This is a genomic window from Pseudomonas sp. MWU318 (assembly GCF_016756945.1).
Lineage (GTDB): Bacteria > Pseudomonadota > Gammaproteobacteria > Pseudomonadales > Pseudomonadaceae > Aquipseudomonas > Aquipseudomonas putida_A.
Genome location: NZ_JAESJL010000001.1, coordinates 392164 through 412192 on the forward strand (window position 1 = coordinate 392164; position 20029 = coordinate 412192).

A 20029-nucleotide genomic window follows, 5' to 3' on the forward strand; every position below is an offset into this window, starting at 1 on the left:
TGGGAAGGTGCAAACGCGCGTCAATTCACGACGTGAACAAAGTACTCGTTGCGCACGAGTCTGTATCGAGCGACCACCAGCGTGGCAACAGTTGCTGAATGCGCGGTTCGGCAAAGCGGTCATCGATCAGCATCACCACGCCACGATCTTCACGGGTGCGGATCACCCGCCCGGCGGCCTGCACCACTTTCTGCACGCCCGGATACAGATAGGTGTAGTCGTAACCGGCGCCGAAAATCGCTGCCATGCGCCGTTTCAACTGTTCGTTGACCGGGTTGAGCTGGGCCAGCCCCAGGGTGGCGATGAACGCGCCGATCAGCCGTGCTCCGGGCAAGTCGATGCCCTCGCCAAACGCACCGCCCAACACGGCGAAGCCGATGCCCTGACTGTCGGCGGTGAACTGATCGAGAAATGCCTGCCGCTGTCCTTCGGCCATGCCCCGGGACTGCTGCCACAGATTGATCTGCGGATGGCGTTCGGCGAGCAGCGTCAGCACCTGTTGCAGGTAATCGAAGCTGCTGAAGAACGCCAGGTAATTGCCCGGGCGCTCGCTGAACTGGCGGGCGATCAGCTCGACGATCGGTTCCAGCGACGCCTGGCGATGATTGAAGCGCGTGGAGATACGGCTGACGATCTGCACTTGCAGCTGTTCAGCGCTGAAGGGTGATTCGACGTCTATGCATACCGTGTCGGCGGGCGTGCCGAGCAGATCGGCGTAATAGCGCCGTGGGCTCAGCGTTGCGGAAAACAGCACGCTGCTGCGCGCCGCTTTCAGGCGCGGGCCGATGAACGCCGCCGGCACCACGTTGCGCAGGCACAACTGCGACAGCGGCCGCTTGCGCTCAAGGTCGCGCTTGCTGATGTCGAACAGGTAATGCTCGTCGAACAGCTCCGCCACCCGGCCGAACTGCAGCATGTCGAAGTAGAAGGTTTGCAGCGCGCTGTCGAGTCCCTGCGGATGATCATTGAGGTAATCGCCAATGGCCGCGCTGCACAGCGACACCGCTTGCAGCAGTTTTTCCGGGGCCTTGTCGTAGGCTTGATAGGGCGCCAGTTGCGGCTGATGCAGCGCGTTCCATTCACGGTTGACCCGTTGCAGGGATTTTTTCAGCACCTCGGGAGCGCTCTTGCGCACGCTGGCCAGCGCGGCCTGATCAAGACTGGCGCTGTACATCGAACGCCCGCGTTCGACCAGGTTGTGCGCTTCATCGGCCAGCACCGCGACTTTCCACTGGTTAAGCTGAGCGAGGCCGAACAGCAGCGCGCTGAAATCGAAGTAATAGTTGTAGTCCGCCACCACCACGTCGGCCCAGCGCGCCATTTCCTGGCTCAGGTAATACGGGCAAACCGTGTGCTCACGGGCCACTTCCCGCATCGCCGCCTGATCCAGCAGATGGATCCGGCTGGCCGCTTGCCGAGCGGCGGGCAGTCGATCATAGAAGCCCTGGGCCAACGGGCAGGACTCACCGTGACAGGCTTTGTCCAGGTGTTCGCAGGCCTTGTCGCGGGCGACCATCTCCAGCACCCGCAGCGGCAAGCGTTCAGACTGATCGAACAGCACCTGACTGGCATCCAGCGCCAGTTTGCGCCCCGGGGTCTTGGCGGTCAGGAAGAACACCTTGTCCAGTTGCTGCGGCGCCAGCGCCTTGAGCATCGGGAAAAGCGTGCCAAGGGTTTTACCGATCCCGGTGGGCGCCTGGGCCATCAGGCAGCGGCCGGTGCTGACCGCTTTGAACACCGATTCGGCCAGATGTCGCTGGCCGGGGCGAAAGTCGGCGTGGGGAAAGCTCAATTGCTGCGCGGCCAGATTGCGCGCCTCGCGGTGAGCCATTTCCTGCTCGGCCCAGTTCAGGAACAACCGGCATTGTTGTTCGAAAAATTCCTGCAAGACCGGCGCAGTGAAGGCCTCGACCAGACAGGTTTCCTTTTCGCTGACGATGTCGAAATACACCAGCGCCAGATTGATCTGCTCAAGCTCCAGCTTGCGGCACATCAGCCAGCCATAGATTTTCGCCTGCGCCCAATGCAGCTGGCGATGGTTGGCCGGTTGCTTGCTCAGGTCGCCGCGATAGGTTTTGACTTCTTCCAGACAGTTCTGCGCCGGGTCGTAGCCGTCCGCCCTGCCCCTGACCTTCAACTGCAGAAACTCGCCTTCCAGTGCCACCTCGCTTTGGTATTTGTCGCTGCGCCGCGAGGCCACGGTGCGGTGCCCGAGCATGCCTTCGAGCGCTGTCGGTGAAGGGGTAAAACGCAGGTCGAGGTCGCCGGTCTTGGCGGTGAACTCGCACAGCGCGCGGACGGCAATGCTGTAGCTCAAGCGCTCTGCTCCGCCCATTGCACGTAGCACACGGCGACCGGCATCTGGTGTTGGTGGCAGAACTCCAGCCAGCGCAGCTGGTTGTCCTGCAGGCGGTCACCGGGACCTTTGACCTCGATCATCCGGTAGGTCTTGTGCTGCGGCCAGAACTGGATCAGATCCGGCATGCCGGCGCGATTGGCCTTGATGTCGAGCAGCAGGCGATTGAACCAGTGCTTGAGGTGTTCCGCCGGCAAACACGCCAATGCCTGCTCCAGCAGTTGCTCATTCAACGCGCCCCAGAACACGAACGGCGACTGCACGCCCCATTTGGCGACGAAGCATTCACGAATAGTCGCCGCATAACGGCCATCGTCGAGTTGCTCGAGGCAGGCCTGGAACAGTTCGGCCCGGCGTTGCTGGAAGTCTTCGTTGAGCAGATCCACCGGCCCGCGCTGAAACGGATGAAAAAACGCCCCCGGCAGCGGCGCAAAAATCGCCGGCCAGCACAGCAGGCCGAACAGCGAGTTGATCAGGCTGTTCTCGACGTAATGCACCGGGCCGCTGTCTTCGTGCAGATGCGCCTGCACGTAAAACTCCACCGACAGCGACGGATCGGTGCGCGGCAATTGCAGATCGAGGCGCTCGACCGGGCGCGGCGTTGCGCGCTTGAGCGGTGGCCCGCCGAGTTTGCGTCGCAGGCGGGGCAGCATCCGCTGCAGACTCTGCTGTTCGGCGGCGCTTTCCGGCGCCTGTTCGGCGAGAGTGGCAAGCTCCAGCGCCAGTGCGTATTCGCCGCAGCGCTCCAGCACGCGGATCATTCGCTGACGGGCGCCGGGGTAGGTGCAATCGCGGTAAATGCTCAACGCCAGGGCGAACTCGGCGACGCGCTCGCAATACTGGCCGATCTGGAACAGCACCTTGCCGCGCCGCCGCTGCAGCCACGGGTTGTCGAACTGCAACGCGCGGACCTGCTCGACAATGGGCTCCAACGGTTCACCGGCTTCGAAACGCAGTTGGCACTGATGCAGGAACAGACAGGCGTCAACGTCCTCTCGACTGCGCAGACCACGGGAGTCGGCGCAGAACTCGACTTTTTCGTAGGTAAAGATCCCGAGGTCGGCGAGGACGAATTCCGACCAGTCCTGATACAGATTGCCGAAGAACATCAGACGCAGGCGGTCGCACAGGTCCATGATGGTCAGGCTGAGCAAGCGGTCGCCGAGCGTCGGTGCCCAATCGCAGAGGCTGCGCGACTCGCTGAATTGCTCGGCGAGCGCCGGCAGCCAGTCGTCCTTGCGGCCCTTGGGTTGCTCGATAAAGCTGCCGAACGCCTGCAGCAGTTCAGCCTTGAGCAACACGTCGAACACTTCGGCCACGCTCAACAGAGCCTGATCGTCGAGCCAGCCGTGACGCAACAACGGCTGCGCGGCGTTGCTGATGTCCCCGATTTCCGGGTAGTTGAGTTTGCCGAAGCGGAAATGCACGCCCTTGCGCATTATCATGCGCACCAGCAAACCCTGCGAAGCGCGTGGCAAGGCCTTGAAGTCGCGGATAAAGCCGTGCTCGGATTCGCTCATCACATCGGCATAGCGAAGTTCAAGCCAATCAAGCACTTGCCGGAAGTTGTTGAGGTAATAGAACGGATCGTCGAGCGAGTTGGCAGTCACGGTAATTCAGGGCCATGGCGAGCGAATACTGGTTATGCGTACAGATACCAGCTCTGCCCCGTCGCGTGCAAACGGAAAAAGATCAGTGGCACGGCAATCGGGATTTTTTCAGGGTGCCATCGAACTTTTCCCGGTTCGATCGCACCAACCGCGTTAGAGACCGAAGTCGGTCAATTGATATGGAATGAGGGATTTGAGGTGGGTATGAACATCAAGACTCTGGGTCTTCCCCTGGCGGTAGCAGCCTTCCTGGCATTGGGCGGCTGCTCGACACCGACCGTGGTGACCTTGCAGAACGGTACTCAGTATTTGACCAAGGACATGCCGAAAACCAAGAACAAGGACGGGTTCTATGAGTTCGAGGATATTTCCGGGACCAAGGTGAAGGTCCGCTCTGACGAAGTGGCGACGGTGCGCAAGGAAGACTGACCCCGATGTACGTGTAGGAGCTGCCGCAGGCTGCGATCTTTTGATCTTGTTTTTAAAAATCAAAGTCAAAAGATCGCAGCCTTCGGCAGCTCCTACAGAAGGCAGTCAAAGCGTGGGTTATTCGGAAGCAGGCAAACCCACAATGCTGTGATCACAGCTGAAATACTGTTCACCCCGCCGTGCCAGCTCGGCTTGCAGACGTCGGCAGCGCTCCAGATCCTGCTGGGTCATTCGGTCAATGCTCAGATTGCCAGTGGCCTGCTGCTGTTTGCCGTCACCCAGGCGAATGGTCACGAACGGCTGTTCGGGCTGGATCTGAAACAGGCTTTTCTCTTCGACCGGCTCGGCTGCTTCGGTCTTCGCCGGTTTCGGCAATTGATCGCTGCTGATGCCGTAGCGGCTCAGAATTGAGGCTTGAGGCAGATCGGCCCAGGCATTGGCCGATAACAGCGCCAGTCCGACAATCCCGACATACCCCTTGAACCTTTTCACGTGTGCATCTCCTGTACTCAATGGCGGCTGGCTATAGAACGTGTGTGCACGTGCTGGCTTTAGGCCGCTTTTGCTGTTTGCACAGCTTTTGAGTCAGGGTGTGGCTGTCGAGTCACTTTTGATACCGAGTAATCCTTCAATCGCGGGCAAGCCCGCTCCCACAGGTTATAGGCCGTTCACAAAGCTTGTGTACGCCGCAAAACCCTGTGGGAGCGGGCTTGCCCGCGATGGCGTCCTTACAGACGCCACTTCACCATCAGGCGATCACAATTCCATCGGCACTGAGGCTATTCAGCGCCACCCCAACCAGCGTCACCGAATCCCCGCCAAACTTCAGCACCGTGTCCTGCCCCACCATCGAGGCATGCGCGCGGAAGTCATCATTGGGCAACACACCCTGCACGCCAAGAAATACCAGTTTGTCGTTCGACGTAAAACCCACCACCCGATCCTGACCAAACGCGCCGTTGAACAGGAACGTATCTGCCCCGCCCCCGGACTCCATCAGGTCATTGCCGGCGCCACCGACAAACACGTCGTTGCCCGCGCCACCAATCAAGTGGTCGTTGCCGTCCAGGCCGAACAGCCAGTCACCGCCGGCATGCGCCTTGAGCGTATCGGCGCCATTGGTGCCTTTGACACTGGACTCATACTGGGTGACGTTGCTGCCGACCTTCAGACCGCTGGCCGTGACGCTGTGGGTCACGTCGTCCTTGAACAGGCCCCAGAGGAAGCCCGGCTCCTTGGTGACGATGCTGCCGATGTCGCGGGTGATGCTGATCCCGCCGTTGGCGTCGCGCACGTACAGATTGCCGGCGCCGTCGTTGGCGAAGTCGAAGGTGTTCACCGATTTCTGCAAATCGAGGGTGTTGTTGCCGGCGCCACCGAGGATGACGTTGTAACCGCCAGCGTCACGGAACGTGTCGTTGCCGGCGCGACCTTCCAAATAGTCATTGCCGCTGCCGCCCTGGATCAGGTCGTTGCTGTCGCTGCCGATGATGAACGTGCTGCCCTTGTGGGTTTCGGCGTTGCGGTTGAGGTCCTGCACCCAGGTGTTGGCCCGCGCCGGGTCCGACAGGTTGGCGACGATGATCGTCGAGTCCTTGCTGGTCAGGTCGTAGAACTTCGACTCGATAATGCGGTTCATGCCGTCGCCGTAAGCGGTCGGCAGGTGCGAGATCCAGGTCGGGATGTTGAGGATAGAGAACGGCAGCAGATTCCACGCGGTCGAGGCGTAGTGATCGTTGAAGCTGACGATGTTGTCGGTGGCCGATTCCTTGGGCGCGTCGTGCACGCCGACCGAGGCGCCGGTGAAGGTCGAGCCGTCGAGGGCGCGGAACACCGGATCGTTTTCGTAACCGACGTTGAGCACCTTGTCGGTGCTGCTCTGGGTCGGCGAGGCGTAGGCAATGTAGTTGGAATCGGCGAAGAACCCGCCCCACTTGCCGCCACTCAGGTCAGCCATGCTGTTGACCGCCAGCCCGCCGAGGCTGTGGCCGCTGACCAGCACGTCTTTGCCGCTGAGGCCATTGGCCTTGGCGAACGCCACCACGTCATTGAGCAGATTACCGAACGCTTCGCCGACGTAATTCTTGGCGTAGTCCTTCGGACCGAAAGCTGCCAGCAGGTCGTTGATCACGTCGCCGATCGAGTCGAGGATCAGGTTTTCCCGCGGCCCGCTGGTGCCGCGAAAGGCGATACCGATTTCGGTGAGATGGCCCTGGGCGTCGTACTTGCCGAGGATTTCCACCTGGGCGGTGGTGTAACCGGCCTTCTCGCCGAAGAAGGTTCCGCGCGCGTCGGTCTTGCCGTCGTAGCCCAGCTGCGAGGCGGTGATTGGTGTCCAGCCAGCCTTTTTCACGGCGTCGAGGGCGAGTTTTTCCGAGTCGGGGTTCCACGGAATACCGGGAATCACCCCTTGCGAATCAGTACCGCCGAGCAGTGCGGTGACCAACGTGGCCGGCAGGCCGAGACCGAAGCCGTTGTGCTGATAACCGGCGGCAAAGCCGTTATCGAGGTTGTGATAGGAATACAGCGTGATCGCCATGGCATCGCTGAACAGCGCCTTGGAATCGGCTGTGCCGAAGTTCTTGTAGTCATACACACCCATTGCTATTGCCTCTCTTTTGTTGGAATTGTCAGAGATAGCTCACAGCCAGGGCGCCCCTCGCGGGCACGCCCCGGAGCATTTCAGTACTACTTGCACCAGCCCCTGTAGGAGCTGCCGAAGGCTGCGATCTTTTGATTTTTCAAAGCAAGATCAAAAGATCGCAGCCTCGTGTCACTCGGCAGCTCCTACAGATGACGGCTTACGCGAACACGAACGCCGAGTCCGACAGGTTAGCCACTCCCACCCCGACCAGGGTCACGGCATACTCGCCAATCTTCAGCACGGTATCAGCGCCGGACTGGGCAGCATGCTGCTTGTAGTCATAACCCTGCCCCGCGCCTTCGACGCCCATGAACACCAGTTTGTCGCTGCCCTGGTAGCCATTGATCGCGTCGAAACCGAACGCGCCGCTGAACAGGAAGGTGTTGTTACCCCCCACCGCCGTCATCACGTCGTTGCCGGCGCCGCCGACGAAGGTCACGTGGCCCTTGTCGCTGATCAGCTTGTCATCGCCGCCCAGGCCGAACAGCCAGTCACCGTCGGCGCTGGCGTGCAGCGCATTGCCGTACGCATCGCCGTTGAGCGAATGGGTGTACTGGGTCAGTTCGCTGCCATTGGTCAAACCCTTGGCCGTGACGCCCCAGGTGATTTCCTTGCTGCCCCACCACGACCCCGACTCCTTGCTCACCAGCGCGCCGATGTCGCGGGTCATGCTGATGCCGCCGTAGGCATCGCGCACATACAGCGTGCCGTCACCGTCGTTGGCGAAGCTGAAGTTCTGCAGCGGTTTCTGCAGCTCGAAGGTGTTGTGGCCCTGACCTCCGAGAAGAATGTTGAAACCGCCGTCATCACGAAACCGGTCGTCACCGCCCAGCCCTTCAAGGAAGTCGTTACCCACCCCGCCCTTGAGCCAGTCGTTGCTCTGCGTACCGATGATGAAGGTGCTGCCGGTGTGCGGCTCGCCGCTGCGCCCCAGATCCTCGACCCAGGTCTTGCCCCGGGACGATTCCTCAAGGTTGGAGACGATGAGGGTCGAGTCCTTGTGCGTGAGGTTGTAGAACTTCGAATCGATCACCCGGTTCAAGCCATCGGCATACCCGAGCGAGCTGTGGGCCGACCAGTTCAGCGGATTGACGATGCTGAACGGCACCAGGTTTTGCGCGGTGGACGCATAGTTGTCGGTGAAATTGACGATGTTGTCGGTGGTCGACTCGTGCGGCCCGTCGTGCTTGCCCAGCGAACCGCTGCTGAACGTGGTGCCGTCCAGTGCACGGAACACCGGATCGTTTTCGTAACCGATGTTCAGCACGTTGTTGCCGGTGCTGCTCTGGGTCGGCGAGGCGAATGCGATGTAGTTGGCGTCCTTGAAAAACCCGCCCCAATTGCCGCCGCTCAACTCGGCCACGCTGTTGACCCCGAGGCCACCGAGGCTGTGGCCGCTGAACAGCACGTCCTTGGCAGCGATGCCGTTAGCCATGGCGAACGCGGCGACAGCCTTGAGCAGGTTGTCGAAGGCGTTTTTCGCGTAGTTGCTCGCGTAATCCGATGGGCCGATGGCGGCCAGCAGGTTGTTCTTCATGTCGCCGAAGGTGTCGCTGTAACCCAGCCCGCCAGTGCCGCGAAAGGCCACGCCGAGGCCGATCAGCTTGCCGCCGGCGTCGTACTTGCCGAGCACTTCGGCCTCGGCGCTGGTGAAGCCTTCCTTCTCGCCGAAGAACGTGCCTTGCGCGCCGACCTTGCCCTGATAACCCAGCGCCGTCGCGCTGAGCGGTTTCCAGGCGGTGGCCGGCAACGGCTGGCCGGTTGGCGTGTAGGCATACAGCGTCAGTGCGATGGCGTCGCTGTACAACGCTTTGCCGTCGGCATTTTTATAATCGAACAATCCCATGTTGTGCTCTCTCTTCCTTCAAAACCGGCAGCCCCCAAGGGACTGCCGGCACGCCTTTAGAACTGCCAGTCGAGGGTCAGACCCACACCGTGGTCTTTCTCGTTGTTACCGATCAGTCCGTTGTAGTCCAGGTTGACCCGGACATCGCGATTGAGCGCCAGCCCGGCGCGTACGCCGACCACCGCCGCATCACGATCCATCGACACACTCCGTACGGTGAACGCGCTGTTGCCATTGGCGAAGGCCAGGTGGCTGTCAGCATCGACACTGCTCAGGTTGTGCTGCCAGCCGAGGGTCGCGCCCAGTTCCAGCTGATGTTTGTCCGACAGCGCGAAGCTGCGCTTGGCACGTACGCCAAGGGTCGACAGCACTACATCGCGGTTGTCTTCAGAGCTCTTGAGCGCCGCCGCATCACCCTTTTCGGTGAAGCTGTCGGTGTTCAAGTGCACGTACGACAGGTTGGCGAACGGCTCCAGATTCATCGGTTGCAGGCGCAGATCGTAAGCCGCTTCGGTGAACACCTGAGTGGTCGCCGCATCGTGCTTGGTTTTCTCTTTGCCGCTGACGCCCGCGAACTGCAGATCACGCTTCACGTCCACGCGGTGCCAGCTGTAAGCCGCTCCGGCGGTCAGACGCAGCGCATCGATCTGATGCCCCAGGTACGCACCGAGGTGATAGCTGTCGACCGAGGCCGACGAATGCGTGCCGCCGCCCATGTTCAACGAGCTGTCGCTATAACCGGTAACGAAACCCAGACGGGTATCTTCAGCAATCAAACCGTCGACACCGGCCAGCAGCCCGCCGATGGAGCTGTTGGAGTCGGCGTTTTCGTGGCCGCCATCGCTCTTGCCCCACGAACCCAGCACCTTGACCCAGGCGTTGCTGCGGTCGTCGGTCGGTGCGTTGGCATTGAACAGATCGCGCTCACGCAGACGCTCGCCCACTGCTTCACGCAGGTAGCGGCTGTCGTTGATCAGCATCGTGCCGATGGCCGGATGAATCTCGCCGGACAATTGCTGGAAGGCTTGTTGCGCCGAGGCCGCATTCGGCGACAGCAGCAGGGTTTCGAACAGCGCATTGCCCGCGCCCAGACCCTCGGCAGCCGCGCCGACCGCACGCTGATTCGGCGTCAGGCCGACACTGGCGAACGACGCGCCGTTGCGCCCGACGTCCAGTTGCACGCCGTTTGCCGAGTACGCCAGGGTACCGCCGAGGAACGCGTAGTTCGGCAGCACTTGCCCGAACTGGCCTTGGATGCCACCGGCCGCTTGCAGGATGTTGAACTGCGAACCGAGCAGGCTCTTCACTTCAGTCGTCGTCAGCAAGGTCGGGCTGTTTTCCAGCGACAGACTGACCGTGGCGCCATCGATCACGGCTTTGCCACCAGCAACGATCTTGTCGCTGCTGGTCGGCGAGACTTCCACCGCATAGGTCGAACCGCGCTCGAAGGTCACGTCACCGGCGACGTTCAGCGTGCCGATCGAGTTGCCTGGCGCGACGGTACCGCCGCTTTTCGCAATCAGCGCGCCGATGCGGCCGTTACCGCCGAGGATACCGCTGTCGTTGACCGTAACCGCCGAAGCCAGCGAGCCATTGATCGCTAGACGCCCCTGATTGACCAGGGTCGGGCCGCTGTAAGTGTTGTTGCCGGTCAGCACCAGCGTGCCGATGCCCTGCTTGGTCAGGCCGCCGTGACCGGAAATGTCGTTGCGCCAGGTGTCGAGGCCGCAAGTGATGTCGGTGCACAGGCGCTCGGTCGGTTTGCCCTGGTCGATGATCGCGCCGATGCCCGGCAAGTCCGCGACAAACTGCCCGGAACCGTAGGCACCCTGGATGCGGAATTCTTCCGGAATGTCCTGCTCGGTGACGAACATCGCCGGGCCATCAATGCCCTTGCGCAGGTTGATCATGCCCCAGCCGTACAAAGCGTCGATGCCCGGAGCACCGAGGTCGGTGGCGGTGGTACGCAGTACCGTGGCGACCTGATCGCCAGTCATGTACGGGAAGCGCTCCATCAGTACCGCCATCGAGCCGGCCACGTGTGGCGCGGCCATTGAGGTGCCGTTGTAGTTCTTGTAGCCGGTGGTCAGGTTGTCGGCGTTGGTGCCGCTGATGATCGAGCTATAGATCTGCGTGCCCGGCGCCGAGACGCAGAAGCTCGCGGTGTAGCCGCAACGCGAGGAGAACGTACTCATGATGTACGGATTGGCGCTGGCCTGGTCCGGGTTCCTCTGCAACGCGGCGACGGTGATCCAGTTCGGCGCGATGTCCGGCACAAAGTAACCGAGGCCGGCGATGGCGTCCGGGTTGTTCAGGTTGTAATCGTTACCGGCGGCGAAGATCGTCACGATACCGCTGCGGGCGGCGGCGATGGCGCCGTCGTAGGCACCACCCGGCTTGGTGCCGAGCAATGTGCGGATTTCGTTGAACTGCAATTGCGCGTCGTTGACGGTGAAGTGCGGATACGCCGGGTCGCGGCCGCCGAGGTCGAAACGGTCAGTGATGCCGATACCCCAGCTGTTGTTGATGATCCGCGCGCCACTGGCGATCAGCGCATCCCAGCCAGCCTTGTACACCGCGCCATCGTTGCCACGGACGATGCCATCTTCCGGCCCCGGGTCACCGTTGTCGGCGCTGATGATCTGCGCACCGAACGCCACCCCGTGCATCGGCCCACCGTCACGGCTACCGGCAGCGATGCCACCGACGTGGGTGCCGTGGGCACCGAGCTTGCCGTCGGAACCGACCGAAGGCGAACCGTCATAACGGAACGCATCGCCGGCTTTGACCGGGATGTAAGGGTCGGTGTATTCGCGGACTCCGCTGGTGACCAGGGTGATGACTTTGTTGGCACCGGAAAACTCCGGGTGCGCGGCGTACACCGGCTGGTCAAAGATCCCCAGTTTCACACCTTTGCCGGTGTAACCGGCGGCGTAGGCGTAATCCGCGCCGATGGCGCCCAGGCCCCAGTCAGCCTTGAATTCGGCGCTGCGCCAACTGGCGGGATCGCCGCTGCGACCGCTTTCCACATAAGGCGCCGCGTGCGCGCTGCCCCAGCTGGTCAGCGCACAGAGTACGGCGCAATTGAGGGTTTTCATGGCGAAGCGACCGCCCGTTTGCGCGGGGGTATTGTTGTTATTCATCCAGCGACCTTCCTTAGTGTTGTTGCGAAAAATCCGTGTACCAGGCCCACACCCGGGCATGGGAAATAACGCTTGTGGCGAGGGATTTATCCCCGATCGACTGCGCAGCAGTCGCACGCCCGGACGACTATCGGGGATGAATCCCCTCACCACAGGTGTGTGCTCACATCCCCCTGTAGGAGCTGCCGCAGGCTGCGATCTTTTGATCTTGTTGTTAAAAAATAAAAGTCAAAAGATCGCAGCCTTCGGCAGCTCCTACAGGGATACGCGTACGCCCTTCGTCAGAACTGCCAGTTCAGGCTCAGCCCCACGCCGTGGCTCTTCTCGCGGTTGGCCAGTTGTCCGTTGTAATCGAGGTTGACCCGCACGTCCTTGCTCAACGCCAGGCTGGCTTGCACGCCGACCAGCGCCGCGTCACGGACCAATGCCGAACTCTCGACCGAGTACGGCGTGCTGCCGCTGGCAAAGCGCAGATGCTGTTCGGCGTCGATGTCGCTCAGGCTGTGCTGCCAGCCGAGATGCCCGCTCAGGTCCAGTGCCTGTTGAGTCGACAAATTGAAGCGCTTGACCGCGCGCACACCGAGGGTGCTGAGCACAGCATCACGCTGCTCGCCGGAGCTCTTCAGCGCCGCCGCGTCGCCCTTTTCGGTGAAGCCTTCGGTATCCAGATGCACGTAAGCGAGGTTGGCGAACGGCTCCAGCGCCAGTGGCTGCAGGTTCAGCCGGTAAGCCGCTTCGCCAAAGACCTGGGTGGTGGCCGCATCGACCTTGGCTTTCTGTTTGGCGCTGACGTCGCCGTATTGCAGATCGCGCCTCACATCGGCGCGATGCCAGCTGTAGGCCGCGCCGGTGCTCAGGCGCCAGGCGCCGATGTCATGACCGGCGTAAGCGCCGAGGTGATAGCTGTCGACTTTGGCCGACGAATGCGTGTCCGAGCCCATGTTCAGCGAGCTGTCGCTGTAACCGGTGACCAGGCCGATGCGGGTCTGCTCATCCAGCGCGCCGTCGACACCGGCGAGCAAGCCGCCGATCGAGGTGCTGTAGCGCGAAGTGTCGTTACCGGAGTTGGTCGAACCCCAGGCGCCGAGGGCCTTGATCCAGCCATTGCTTTGCGTGGCGTTGGCATCGTGCAGGCGTTCACCGACCGCGTCGCGCAACTGGCGGCTGTCATTGATCAGCATTGAGCCGAGCGCCGGGTAGATCTCGCCGCTCAATTGCTGGAAGGCTTGCTGCGCCGATGCAGCAGACGCCGACAGCAGCAGGCTTTCGTACACCGAATTGCCGGCGCCGAGGCCTTCGACGGCGGCCGCCACCGCACGCTGGTTCGGGGTTTGCCCGACACTGGCGAACGAGGTGGCGTTGCGCTGGATGTCGAGCTGAATGGCGTTGCCCGTGTAGTCGAGACTGCCGCCGATGAACAGGTAATCCGGCAGCACCGCGCCGAACTGGCCCTGAATGCCGCCGGCCGCTTGCAGAATGTCGTACGAATGCCCAAGCAGGCTGCGCGCTTGCGTGGTGCTGAGCAGGGTCGGACTGTTTTCCAGCGACAGGCTGACCGTGGCACCGCTGATGCTCGCGCTGCCGCCGGCAACGATGCGGTCGCTGCTGGTCGGCGACAGCTCGACCGCGTAGGTCGAACCGGGGGCAAAGGTCACGTCACCAGCCACGTTCAACGTGCCAATGGAGTTGCCCGGTGCCACGCGGCCACCGCTGTTGGCGAGCAACGAGGCGATCCGCCCGGCACCGCCGAGAGTGCCGCTGTCGTTGACGGTCACCGCCGAGGCCAGCGAGCCGTTGACGCTGAGCAAGCCGCCATTGACCGTGGTCGGGCCGCGGAAAGTGTTGTCGCCGGTCAGCAGCAAATGCCCTGCCCCGGACTTGATCAGGCTGCCCTGATAGACCCGCGTCGCCGCTGCGGCATCGCGCGCCATACCGACGGCGTAGTCGGTCTGATCCTGCTGACTCGCGCCGGCCGGGACACCGTTCTGCCAGCCCTTGTCCTGCAGGGTCTGCTGCCAGGCGCGGTGCTCGGCGAGGTCTTCGCGCTGGCGCTGAATCAATGCCTTGTCGGAGATGTCATTGCTCCAGACATCGCTCTGCCCGGCGGCCAGATTGGCATCGAACGCGCCGAGCAATTGCCCCGGCCCGCGCATCGCCCGATTGAGGTTGGCCACGCCCCAGCCGACCCGTTCGGTTGGCGCATCGGTGACCGAGCCGTCGAGTTGCGTGGCGGTGGTCAGCAGCACTTCGAGCGCTTGCTGGTTGTTCATGTACGGGTAGCGTTCCATCACCAACGCCAGTGCCCCGGTGGCGTGCGGCGCGGCCATCGAGGTGCCGGACTTGATCGCGTAACCGCCACCCGGAATGGTGCTGTCGATCTTCGCCCCCGGCGTGGTGATGCACCAGTATTTGGCGATGCCGCACTGGTTGTACTTCTGCTGATTGCTTTGGTCCAGCCCGGAGACTGCCAGCCAGTGGCCTTCGAGATCCGGCTGAAAGTACGGCAACGCCGAGCGCACGCTGGCGTTCGGGTAGCCGCTGTTGCCGGCGCTGAACACGTTGATCACGCCACGGCGCGAGACGTCCGCCGCCGCGTCGAGCCAGGTGCCCTGATTCCAGTGCTGAGCGTACGCGGCGTGCAGATCGGCCAGGGTGCGATAGCTGACATCCGGCGGCTGGCTGCCCCAACTGTTGTTGATCGCCCGTACGCCGGCAGCGGCCAGCGCGTCATACGCCGCTTTGAAATAGCGCGGATCGGGTTTGGGGCCGAAGAGAAAACTGTCGTTGTTGTTGGTATTGCCGACGTAGATTTGCGCGTTGTACGCCACGCCGTGCATGCCGGTGCCATCACGGCTCGCGCCCATGGTGCCGACCACGTGGGTGCCGTGGGAATCGTTGTTGGGGTTGAGGATGCCGTTGACGTTGAACAGCGAACCGTCGACGTAACTGCCGGAGGCCAGCACCGGGTGGTAGCGGTCGCTGGCGAACTCGGGGTGGGCGGCATCGAAGCCGGAGTCGAGGGCGCCGATCTTCACGCCTTTGCCGGTGATGCCGGCCGCATAGGCCTGATCGGCCTGCATCCGCGCCAGGCCCCAGTCGCGCTGGAATTCGGCGCTGCGCCAACTGGCCGGATCGCCGGGCTTGCCGGATTCAAGGTACTGCGCATGGGCTTGCGCGATGGAAACTGCGAGCAACAGGGTGCCGACCGCTGCCGGCTTGATGCGTACGTCCATGTTCACCACTCACTTTTCTTATTGTTTTGCAGGCACTGACAGCCAGATCAAAAGATCGCAGCCTTCGGCAGCTCCTACAGGGATTGCTGTGTTCTATGTAGGAGCTGCCGCAGGCTGCGATCTTTTGCTCTGCTTCAAGCTCCTACAGGATTTTCCGTGTTACCGGGTTTTCGGGCCTTGTCCGAACGCCTCATCCACCCGCGCCAGATCCTGTTCGTTCAACGTCCCTGCGTAGTAATGCAGCTTGGTCCAGGCCATCAAGTAGTCGTAGCGCGCTTGGGCCAGATCGCGGCGGGTGGTAAACAGTTGCTGTTCGGCGTTCAGCGCATCGAGGTTGGTCCGTTCACCGCCGAGAATGCTTTGCTTGGTCGACACCACCAGCGCTTCAGCCGAGGCCAGGGCCTTCTGGTAGGCGCGCAGTTTGTTGACGCCCGACAAACAGGCGCTGAACTGACGACGCAGTTCGATCAAGGTTTCGCGGGTCTTGCCATCGAGCTCGTATTCCGCCTGCTCCATGGTGCGGCTGGCCTGACGGGTCGAGGCCGACACCCCGCCACCGGCATACAGTGGCACGTTGACTTCAAAGCCGATGGTGTTGGTGTCGTAACGCTGGTTATAGGTGTTGCCGCTGTCCGATTCAGTCTTGCGGATCGACGCGTAGGCACTGACTTTCGGCAGGTGCCCGGCGCGGTTGCGCTCGACTTCGTACTTGGCCACTTCCACCGCCTGGCGTTGCGACGCCAGATTGGGGTTGTTGCTGATCGCCAGCTCATGCCAGGTGTCGTAGTTGGCTGGCATCAGCGCGAAGGTCTGAAAATTCTGATCCAGTGGCGCCAGCTCGCTGATGTCCACCGTCTGCACGCCGACCAGCGCCCCCAGTTCACGCAGCGCCGCGTCCTGCTCGTTGCGTGCCTCGATCTCTTCGGCGGTCGCCAGTTCATAGCGCGACTCGGCTTCCAGAATGTCGGTGCGCGTGCCCTCGCCCTGCTTGAACATGTGTTCGTTCTGCTGGAACTGCTGCTCGTAAGCCTTCTTCTTGGCCTGGGCGATGTCGATCTGATCCTGAGCGAACAAGGCTTTGGTGTAGTTGTCCAGCACCCGCACCAGCAGCTCCTGACTCTTGCCGCGAAACGCCTCGTCGGCGAACAGCGACTGCGCCACGCCTTTGCGATACGCCGCGTAGGCTTCGTAGTCGAGCAACGGTTGCTGCAAGGTCAGCGTCGAGCCATAGCTGTTGTAGTTGCGGTCTTCGGTCAGGTTGCCGCGAGCGGTCAGTTGCGTGGCCTTGGAGGTATTGTGACCCCGGTTGTAGTTGTAACCCAGTCTCGGCAACAGCCCGGCGCGGCCGATGGTGCGGTTTTCCAGGCCCGCGTCGCGCTCCTTGATCGCGCCGAGGAACACCGGATCGTTGCGCAATGCCTGTTCGTAGACTTCGAATGGCCCCATGGCCGCCAGCGCGCTGTTTCCTGCGAGCAGCGCGAACGCTGCTCCCAACATCGAAAGCTTATTCATACAGCCGAACATCCTTATTCTTCAGTCAACGCAGAGCCAGCGCGATCGAGCAATGGTTTGAACAGGTAGTTGAGCAGTGACCGTTCGCCCGTGCGCACGAACATTTCCGCCGGCATACCGGGCTTGATCACCAGGCCATGGAGTTTTTCCATCGCCTGATCACTGACGCTGCTGCGCAACACGTAGTACGGCACGCCGGTTTTCTCGTCGACCATCTGGTCGGCGGAAATCAGGCTGACCTCACCCGGTACACGCGGGGTCTTGCTCTGGTTGAACGCGGTGAACAGGATATCGACCGGCAGATGCGTGCCGACCTTGTCGATCAGGTTGATCGGCAAGTGCCCTTCGACTTCCAGGGTGGTGCCTTGCGGGACGATTTCCAGCAGGGTTTCGCCCTGACGCACCACGGCGCCTTCGGTGTGCACGCCAAGGTTGACCGCCACGCCGTCGGCGGTGGCGAGGATCTCGCTGTGTTGCAGGTCGAAACCGGCCGAGGTCAGTTGCTCCGACAGGGTCACACTTTTGAGCTGCGCGTCGGCCAGTTGGGTGCGCACTTCCTTCTGGTATTCCTCGCCATGCTGTTGCAGTTTCAAGCGCGATTCGAGAATGCCCTGCTCCACCCGGCCGCTTTCACCGGTGTTTTCCGCCAGTTGCTGCTGCACTTGCGACAGCTGACGCTGGTACTCCATCAAGCGGTTGCGCGGGATGTAGCCATTGTCCGCCAGCGGTTGCAGGTTGCTCAGTTGCTGCTGCAGCGAATCGGCCTGGGCGTTGAGGTCGGTGCGGGCGCGACGCATGCCCGCCAGTTGCGCGGTGGCGCCTTCGATGCTGGCACGCAGCCCGGCCTGCTCGCGGTAGAACGCTTCGCGACGGCTGCTGAACAGTTGACGCTGGCCTTCAAGAACCAGCGCCAGACGCGGATCCGGGTCGTTGCTCAACTCCGCCGGAAAGGTCACCTGCTTGAGGTTATCGCGCTCGGCCTGCCAGCGTGCAAGGCTGGCCCAGGCCATGCGGTACTGGGCTTGCAGCGACTGCACGTCGGCCGCGACCTGGGTCTGGTCGAGGCGAAACAGCGGCTGGCCCTGCTTCACGATCTCGCCTTCGCGCACCAGAATCCGGCTGACCACGCCGGCGCTCATTGATTGCACAGCCTTGCGCTTGCCCGAGACCACTACGGTGCCCTGCACCGGGATGCCTTGATCCAGCGGCGCCAGTGCGGCCCAGGTGAAGAAACTGCCAGCGCCGACGATGGCCAGAATCCAGCCCATGCGCGCGAAGAATTTCGCATCGCGCTCAGGGCGCTCGGTGACGTACGCGTGTTCCATGGAGGCTTCGTTTTCAGTGTTCATGCTGGCGCTGCTCATACACCCGAATTCCTTGTCGTGGGCTGGTACTGCCGGCTCATGCTGAGCCCGCCCGGTGCCTGCGCAGATTTTTCCCGTTGTTGTTCCTGGGCGCCGGACAGCGCCTTGAGTACATCCTGACTGTTGCCGAAGGCCTGCAAACGTCCGTCGTTGAGCACCAGCAACTTGTCGGCCTGGGCCAGCACCGAAGAACGGTGCGTGACCAGCACCACCGTGGTGCCCTTGGCCTTGAGCTGGGCGATGGCACTGGCCAGTGCGGCTTCACCGACGGTATCGAGGTTGGAGTTCGGCTCATCGAGCACCACCAGGCTCGGATCGCCATACATGGCGCGCGCCAACGCGACGCGCTGCTTCTGGCCGCCGGACAGGCCACTGCCGTCCTCGCCCAGTTGCGTGTCGTAGCCTTGTGGCATCCGCAGAATCATTTCGTGCACGCCAGCCTGCTGTGCGGCAGCCACGACCTTTTCCGGGTTGGCTTCGCTGAAACGGGCGATGTTCTCGGCGATGCTGCCGCTGAACAGTTCGATGTCTTGTGGCAGGTAGCCGATGTACGGGCCGAGCTCGTCGCGGTTCCAGCGATGGATGTCCGCACCGTCCAGGCGTACGGTGCCGCCGAGAGTCGGCCACACGCCGACCAGCACTCGGGCCAGAGTCGACTTGCCGGAACCGGAAGCACCGAGCACGCCCAGCACTTCGCCCGCGCCAATCGCGAAGTTGACCATGTGCAGGGTCGCCGCGCGCTGCCCCGGAGGGCCGGCACTGACTTGCTCAAAGGCAATCTGGCCTTTCGGTGCCGGCAGCGCCATGGCGTCGTCACTCGGCGGGAACGCCTGCAGCAGCGAATCCAGACGACGGTAGGCGAGCTTCGCCCCGCTCCACTGCTTCCACACGGCGATCAACTGGTCGATCGGGCTCAGCACGCGGCCCATCAGGATCGAACCGGCGATCATCATCCCGGCAGTCATGTCACCCTTGATCACCAGCAACGCACCGAGGCCCAGCACCAGCGATTGCAGGCACAGGCGCAGGGTTTTGCTGATCGAGCTGATCACCGCACCGGTGTCGCTGGCCTGATTCTGCAAGCCGAGGAAACGCGAGTGCACACCGAACCAGCGCTTGCGCAACGCGCCGAGCATGCCCATGGCCTGAATGGTTTCGGCGTTGTGCAGGTGGCTGGTCGCCAGTTGGCTGGACCTCTGCGAGTAACCGGCGGCTTCCCCCAGCGGCTTTTTGGTCATGTATTCGTTGAGACAGGCCAGCGCAATCAGCAGCAGCGCGCCGGCCGTGGCGAGCACGCCCAGCCAGACGTTGAACAGGTAGATGACAAACAGATAGACCGGGAACCACGGCGCGTCGAAAAACGCGAACAGGGCCGGGCCGGTGACGAATTGTCGAATGTGAGTCAGGTCGCCCAGCGATTGCCCGGCGTTGCCCTCGCCCTTGAACAGGTTGCGCTCGAATGCTGCCTGATACACCCGCAGGTTGAAGCGGCGTTCCAGTTGGCTGCCGATGCGGATCACGATGAAACTGCGCACCACTTCCAGCATGCCGATGAATGCGAAGAACCCGACGACCATCAACGACAGCATCGCCAAGGTGGTTTCGTTCTGCGAAGACAGCACGCGGTCATAGACTTGCAGCATATAAATGGAGGGCACCAGCATCAGCACGTTAATCAGTGCGGTAAAGCACCCGACGCTGATCAGAATGCTTTTATAGTCACCCAAAGCCTTGAATAAGGGAGCGGTGGCTGGGGCCTTCGCCATCTTCATTGATTATTCCTGAATGTAATCCCCGCCATTCTTTGGCGAGATGCTTCCAATAATTATCCGTGCGCACACCGGACGGGTTCTTGCAACTTGCATTTACACTTCAATAACAACTTTCAACAT

At 62.1% G+C, this 20029-nt stretch carries 11 protein-coding genes; 1 reads left to right on the forward strand and 10 read right to left on the reverse strand.

Translation table 11 applies throughout. The features are described from left to right. Positions 1 to 25: 25 nt before the first annotated feature. Both JN524_RS01650 and JN524_RS01655 read right to left on the reverse strand, forming a co-directional pair. Positions 26 to 2317, reverse strand: a complete 2292-nt coding sequence (locus JN524_RS01650; protein ID WP_202368242.1) for an ATP-dependent DNA helicase — start codon at positions 2315 to 2317, stop codon at positions 26 to 28. Next, the gene (locus JN524_RS01655; RefSeq protein WP_202368243.1) at positions 2314 to 3966 is read right to left on the reverse strand and encodes a VRR-NUC domain-containing protein; all 1653 of its coding nucleotides are present in this window, start codon (positions 3964 to 3966) and stop codon (positions 2314 to 2316) included. The genes JN524_RS01650 and JN524_RS01655 overlap by 4 nt, the downstream gene beginning before the upstream one ends. A 204-nt stretch (positions 3967 to 4170) precedes the next feature. Between JN524_RS01655 and JN524_RS01660 the strand changes: the two genes are divergently transcribed. Next, on the forward strand, positions 4171 to 4395 hold the full coding sequence (locus JN524_RS01660; RefSeq protein ID WP_041064149.1) for a YgdI/YgdR family lipoprotein: 225 nt from the start codon (positions 4171 to 4173) through the stop codon (positions 4393 to 4395). Between the two features lie 117 nt (positions 4396 to 4512). On the opposite strand, the gene JN524_RS01665 is transcribed toward JN524_RS01660, so the two are convergent. The 8 genes from JN524_RS01665 to JN524_RS01700 all read right to left on the reverse strand — a co-directional run bounded on the left by JN524_RS01665 (position 4513) and on the right by JN524_RS01700 (position 19909). After that, positions 4513 to 4887 carry a hypothetical protein gene (locus JN524_RS01665; protein WP_202368244.1) on the reverse strand — a complete coding sequence of 125 codons (375 nt, stop codon included), beginning with the start codon at positions 4885 to 4887 and terminating at the stop codon, positions 4513 to 4515. Between the two features lie 256 nt (positions 4888 to 5143). After that, entirely contained in the window at positions 5144 to 6997 is a 1854-nt protein-coding gene (locus JN524_RS01670; RefSeq protein WP_202368245.1) for a polyurethane esterase, read from the reverse strand. A gap of 199 nt (positions 6998 to 7196) precedes the next feature. Then, complete coding sequence (locus JN524_RS01675; RefSeq protein WP_202368246.1) at positions 7197 to 8885, reverse strand: polyurethane esterase; 1689 nt, start codon at positions 8883 to 8885, stop codon at positions 7197 to 7199. Positions 8886 to 8941: 56 nt separating this feature from the next. After that, complete coding sequence (locus tag JN524_RS01680) at positions 8942 to 12028, reverse strand: autotransporter serine protease (protein WP_202368247.1); 3087 nt, start codon at positions 12026 to 12028, stop codon at positions 8942 to 8944. 281 nt (positions 12029 to 12309) lie between these two features. Further along, positions 12310 to 15261, reverse strand: a complete 2952-nt coding sequence (eprS, locus tag JN524_RS01685; RefSeq protein ID WP_202368248.1) for an autotransporter serine peptidase EprS — start codon at positions 15259 to 15261, stop codon at positions 12310 to 12312. A gap of 159 nt (positions 15262 to 15420) precedes the next feature. Further along, on the reverse strand, positions 15421 to 16785 hold the full coding sequence (locus JN524_RS01690) for a TolC family outer membrane protein (protein WP_202368249.1): 1365 nt from the start codon (positions 16783 to 16785) through the stop codon (positions 15421 to 15423). Positions 16786 to 16787: 2 nt separating this feature from the next. Then, on the reverse strand, positions 16788 to 18137 hold the full coding sequence (locus JN524_RS01695) for an HlyD family type I secretion periplasmic adaptor subunit (protein ID WP_007963525.1): 1350 nt from the start codon (positions 18135 to 18137) through the stop codon (positions 16788 to 16790). Then, positions 18134 to 19909, reverse strand: coding sequence for a type I secretion system permease/ATPase (locus JN524_RS01700; protein WP_202368250.1), 1776 nt, complete (start codon positions 19907 to 19909; stop codon positions 18134 to 18136). Before JN524_RS01700 ends, JN524_RS01695 begins: the two co-directional genes overlap by 4 nt. Positions 19910 to 20029 lie beyond the last annotated feature (120 nt).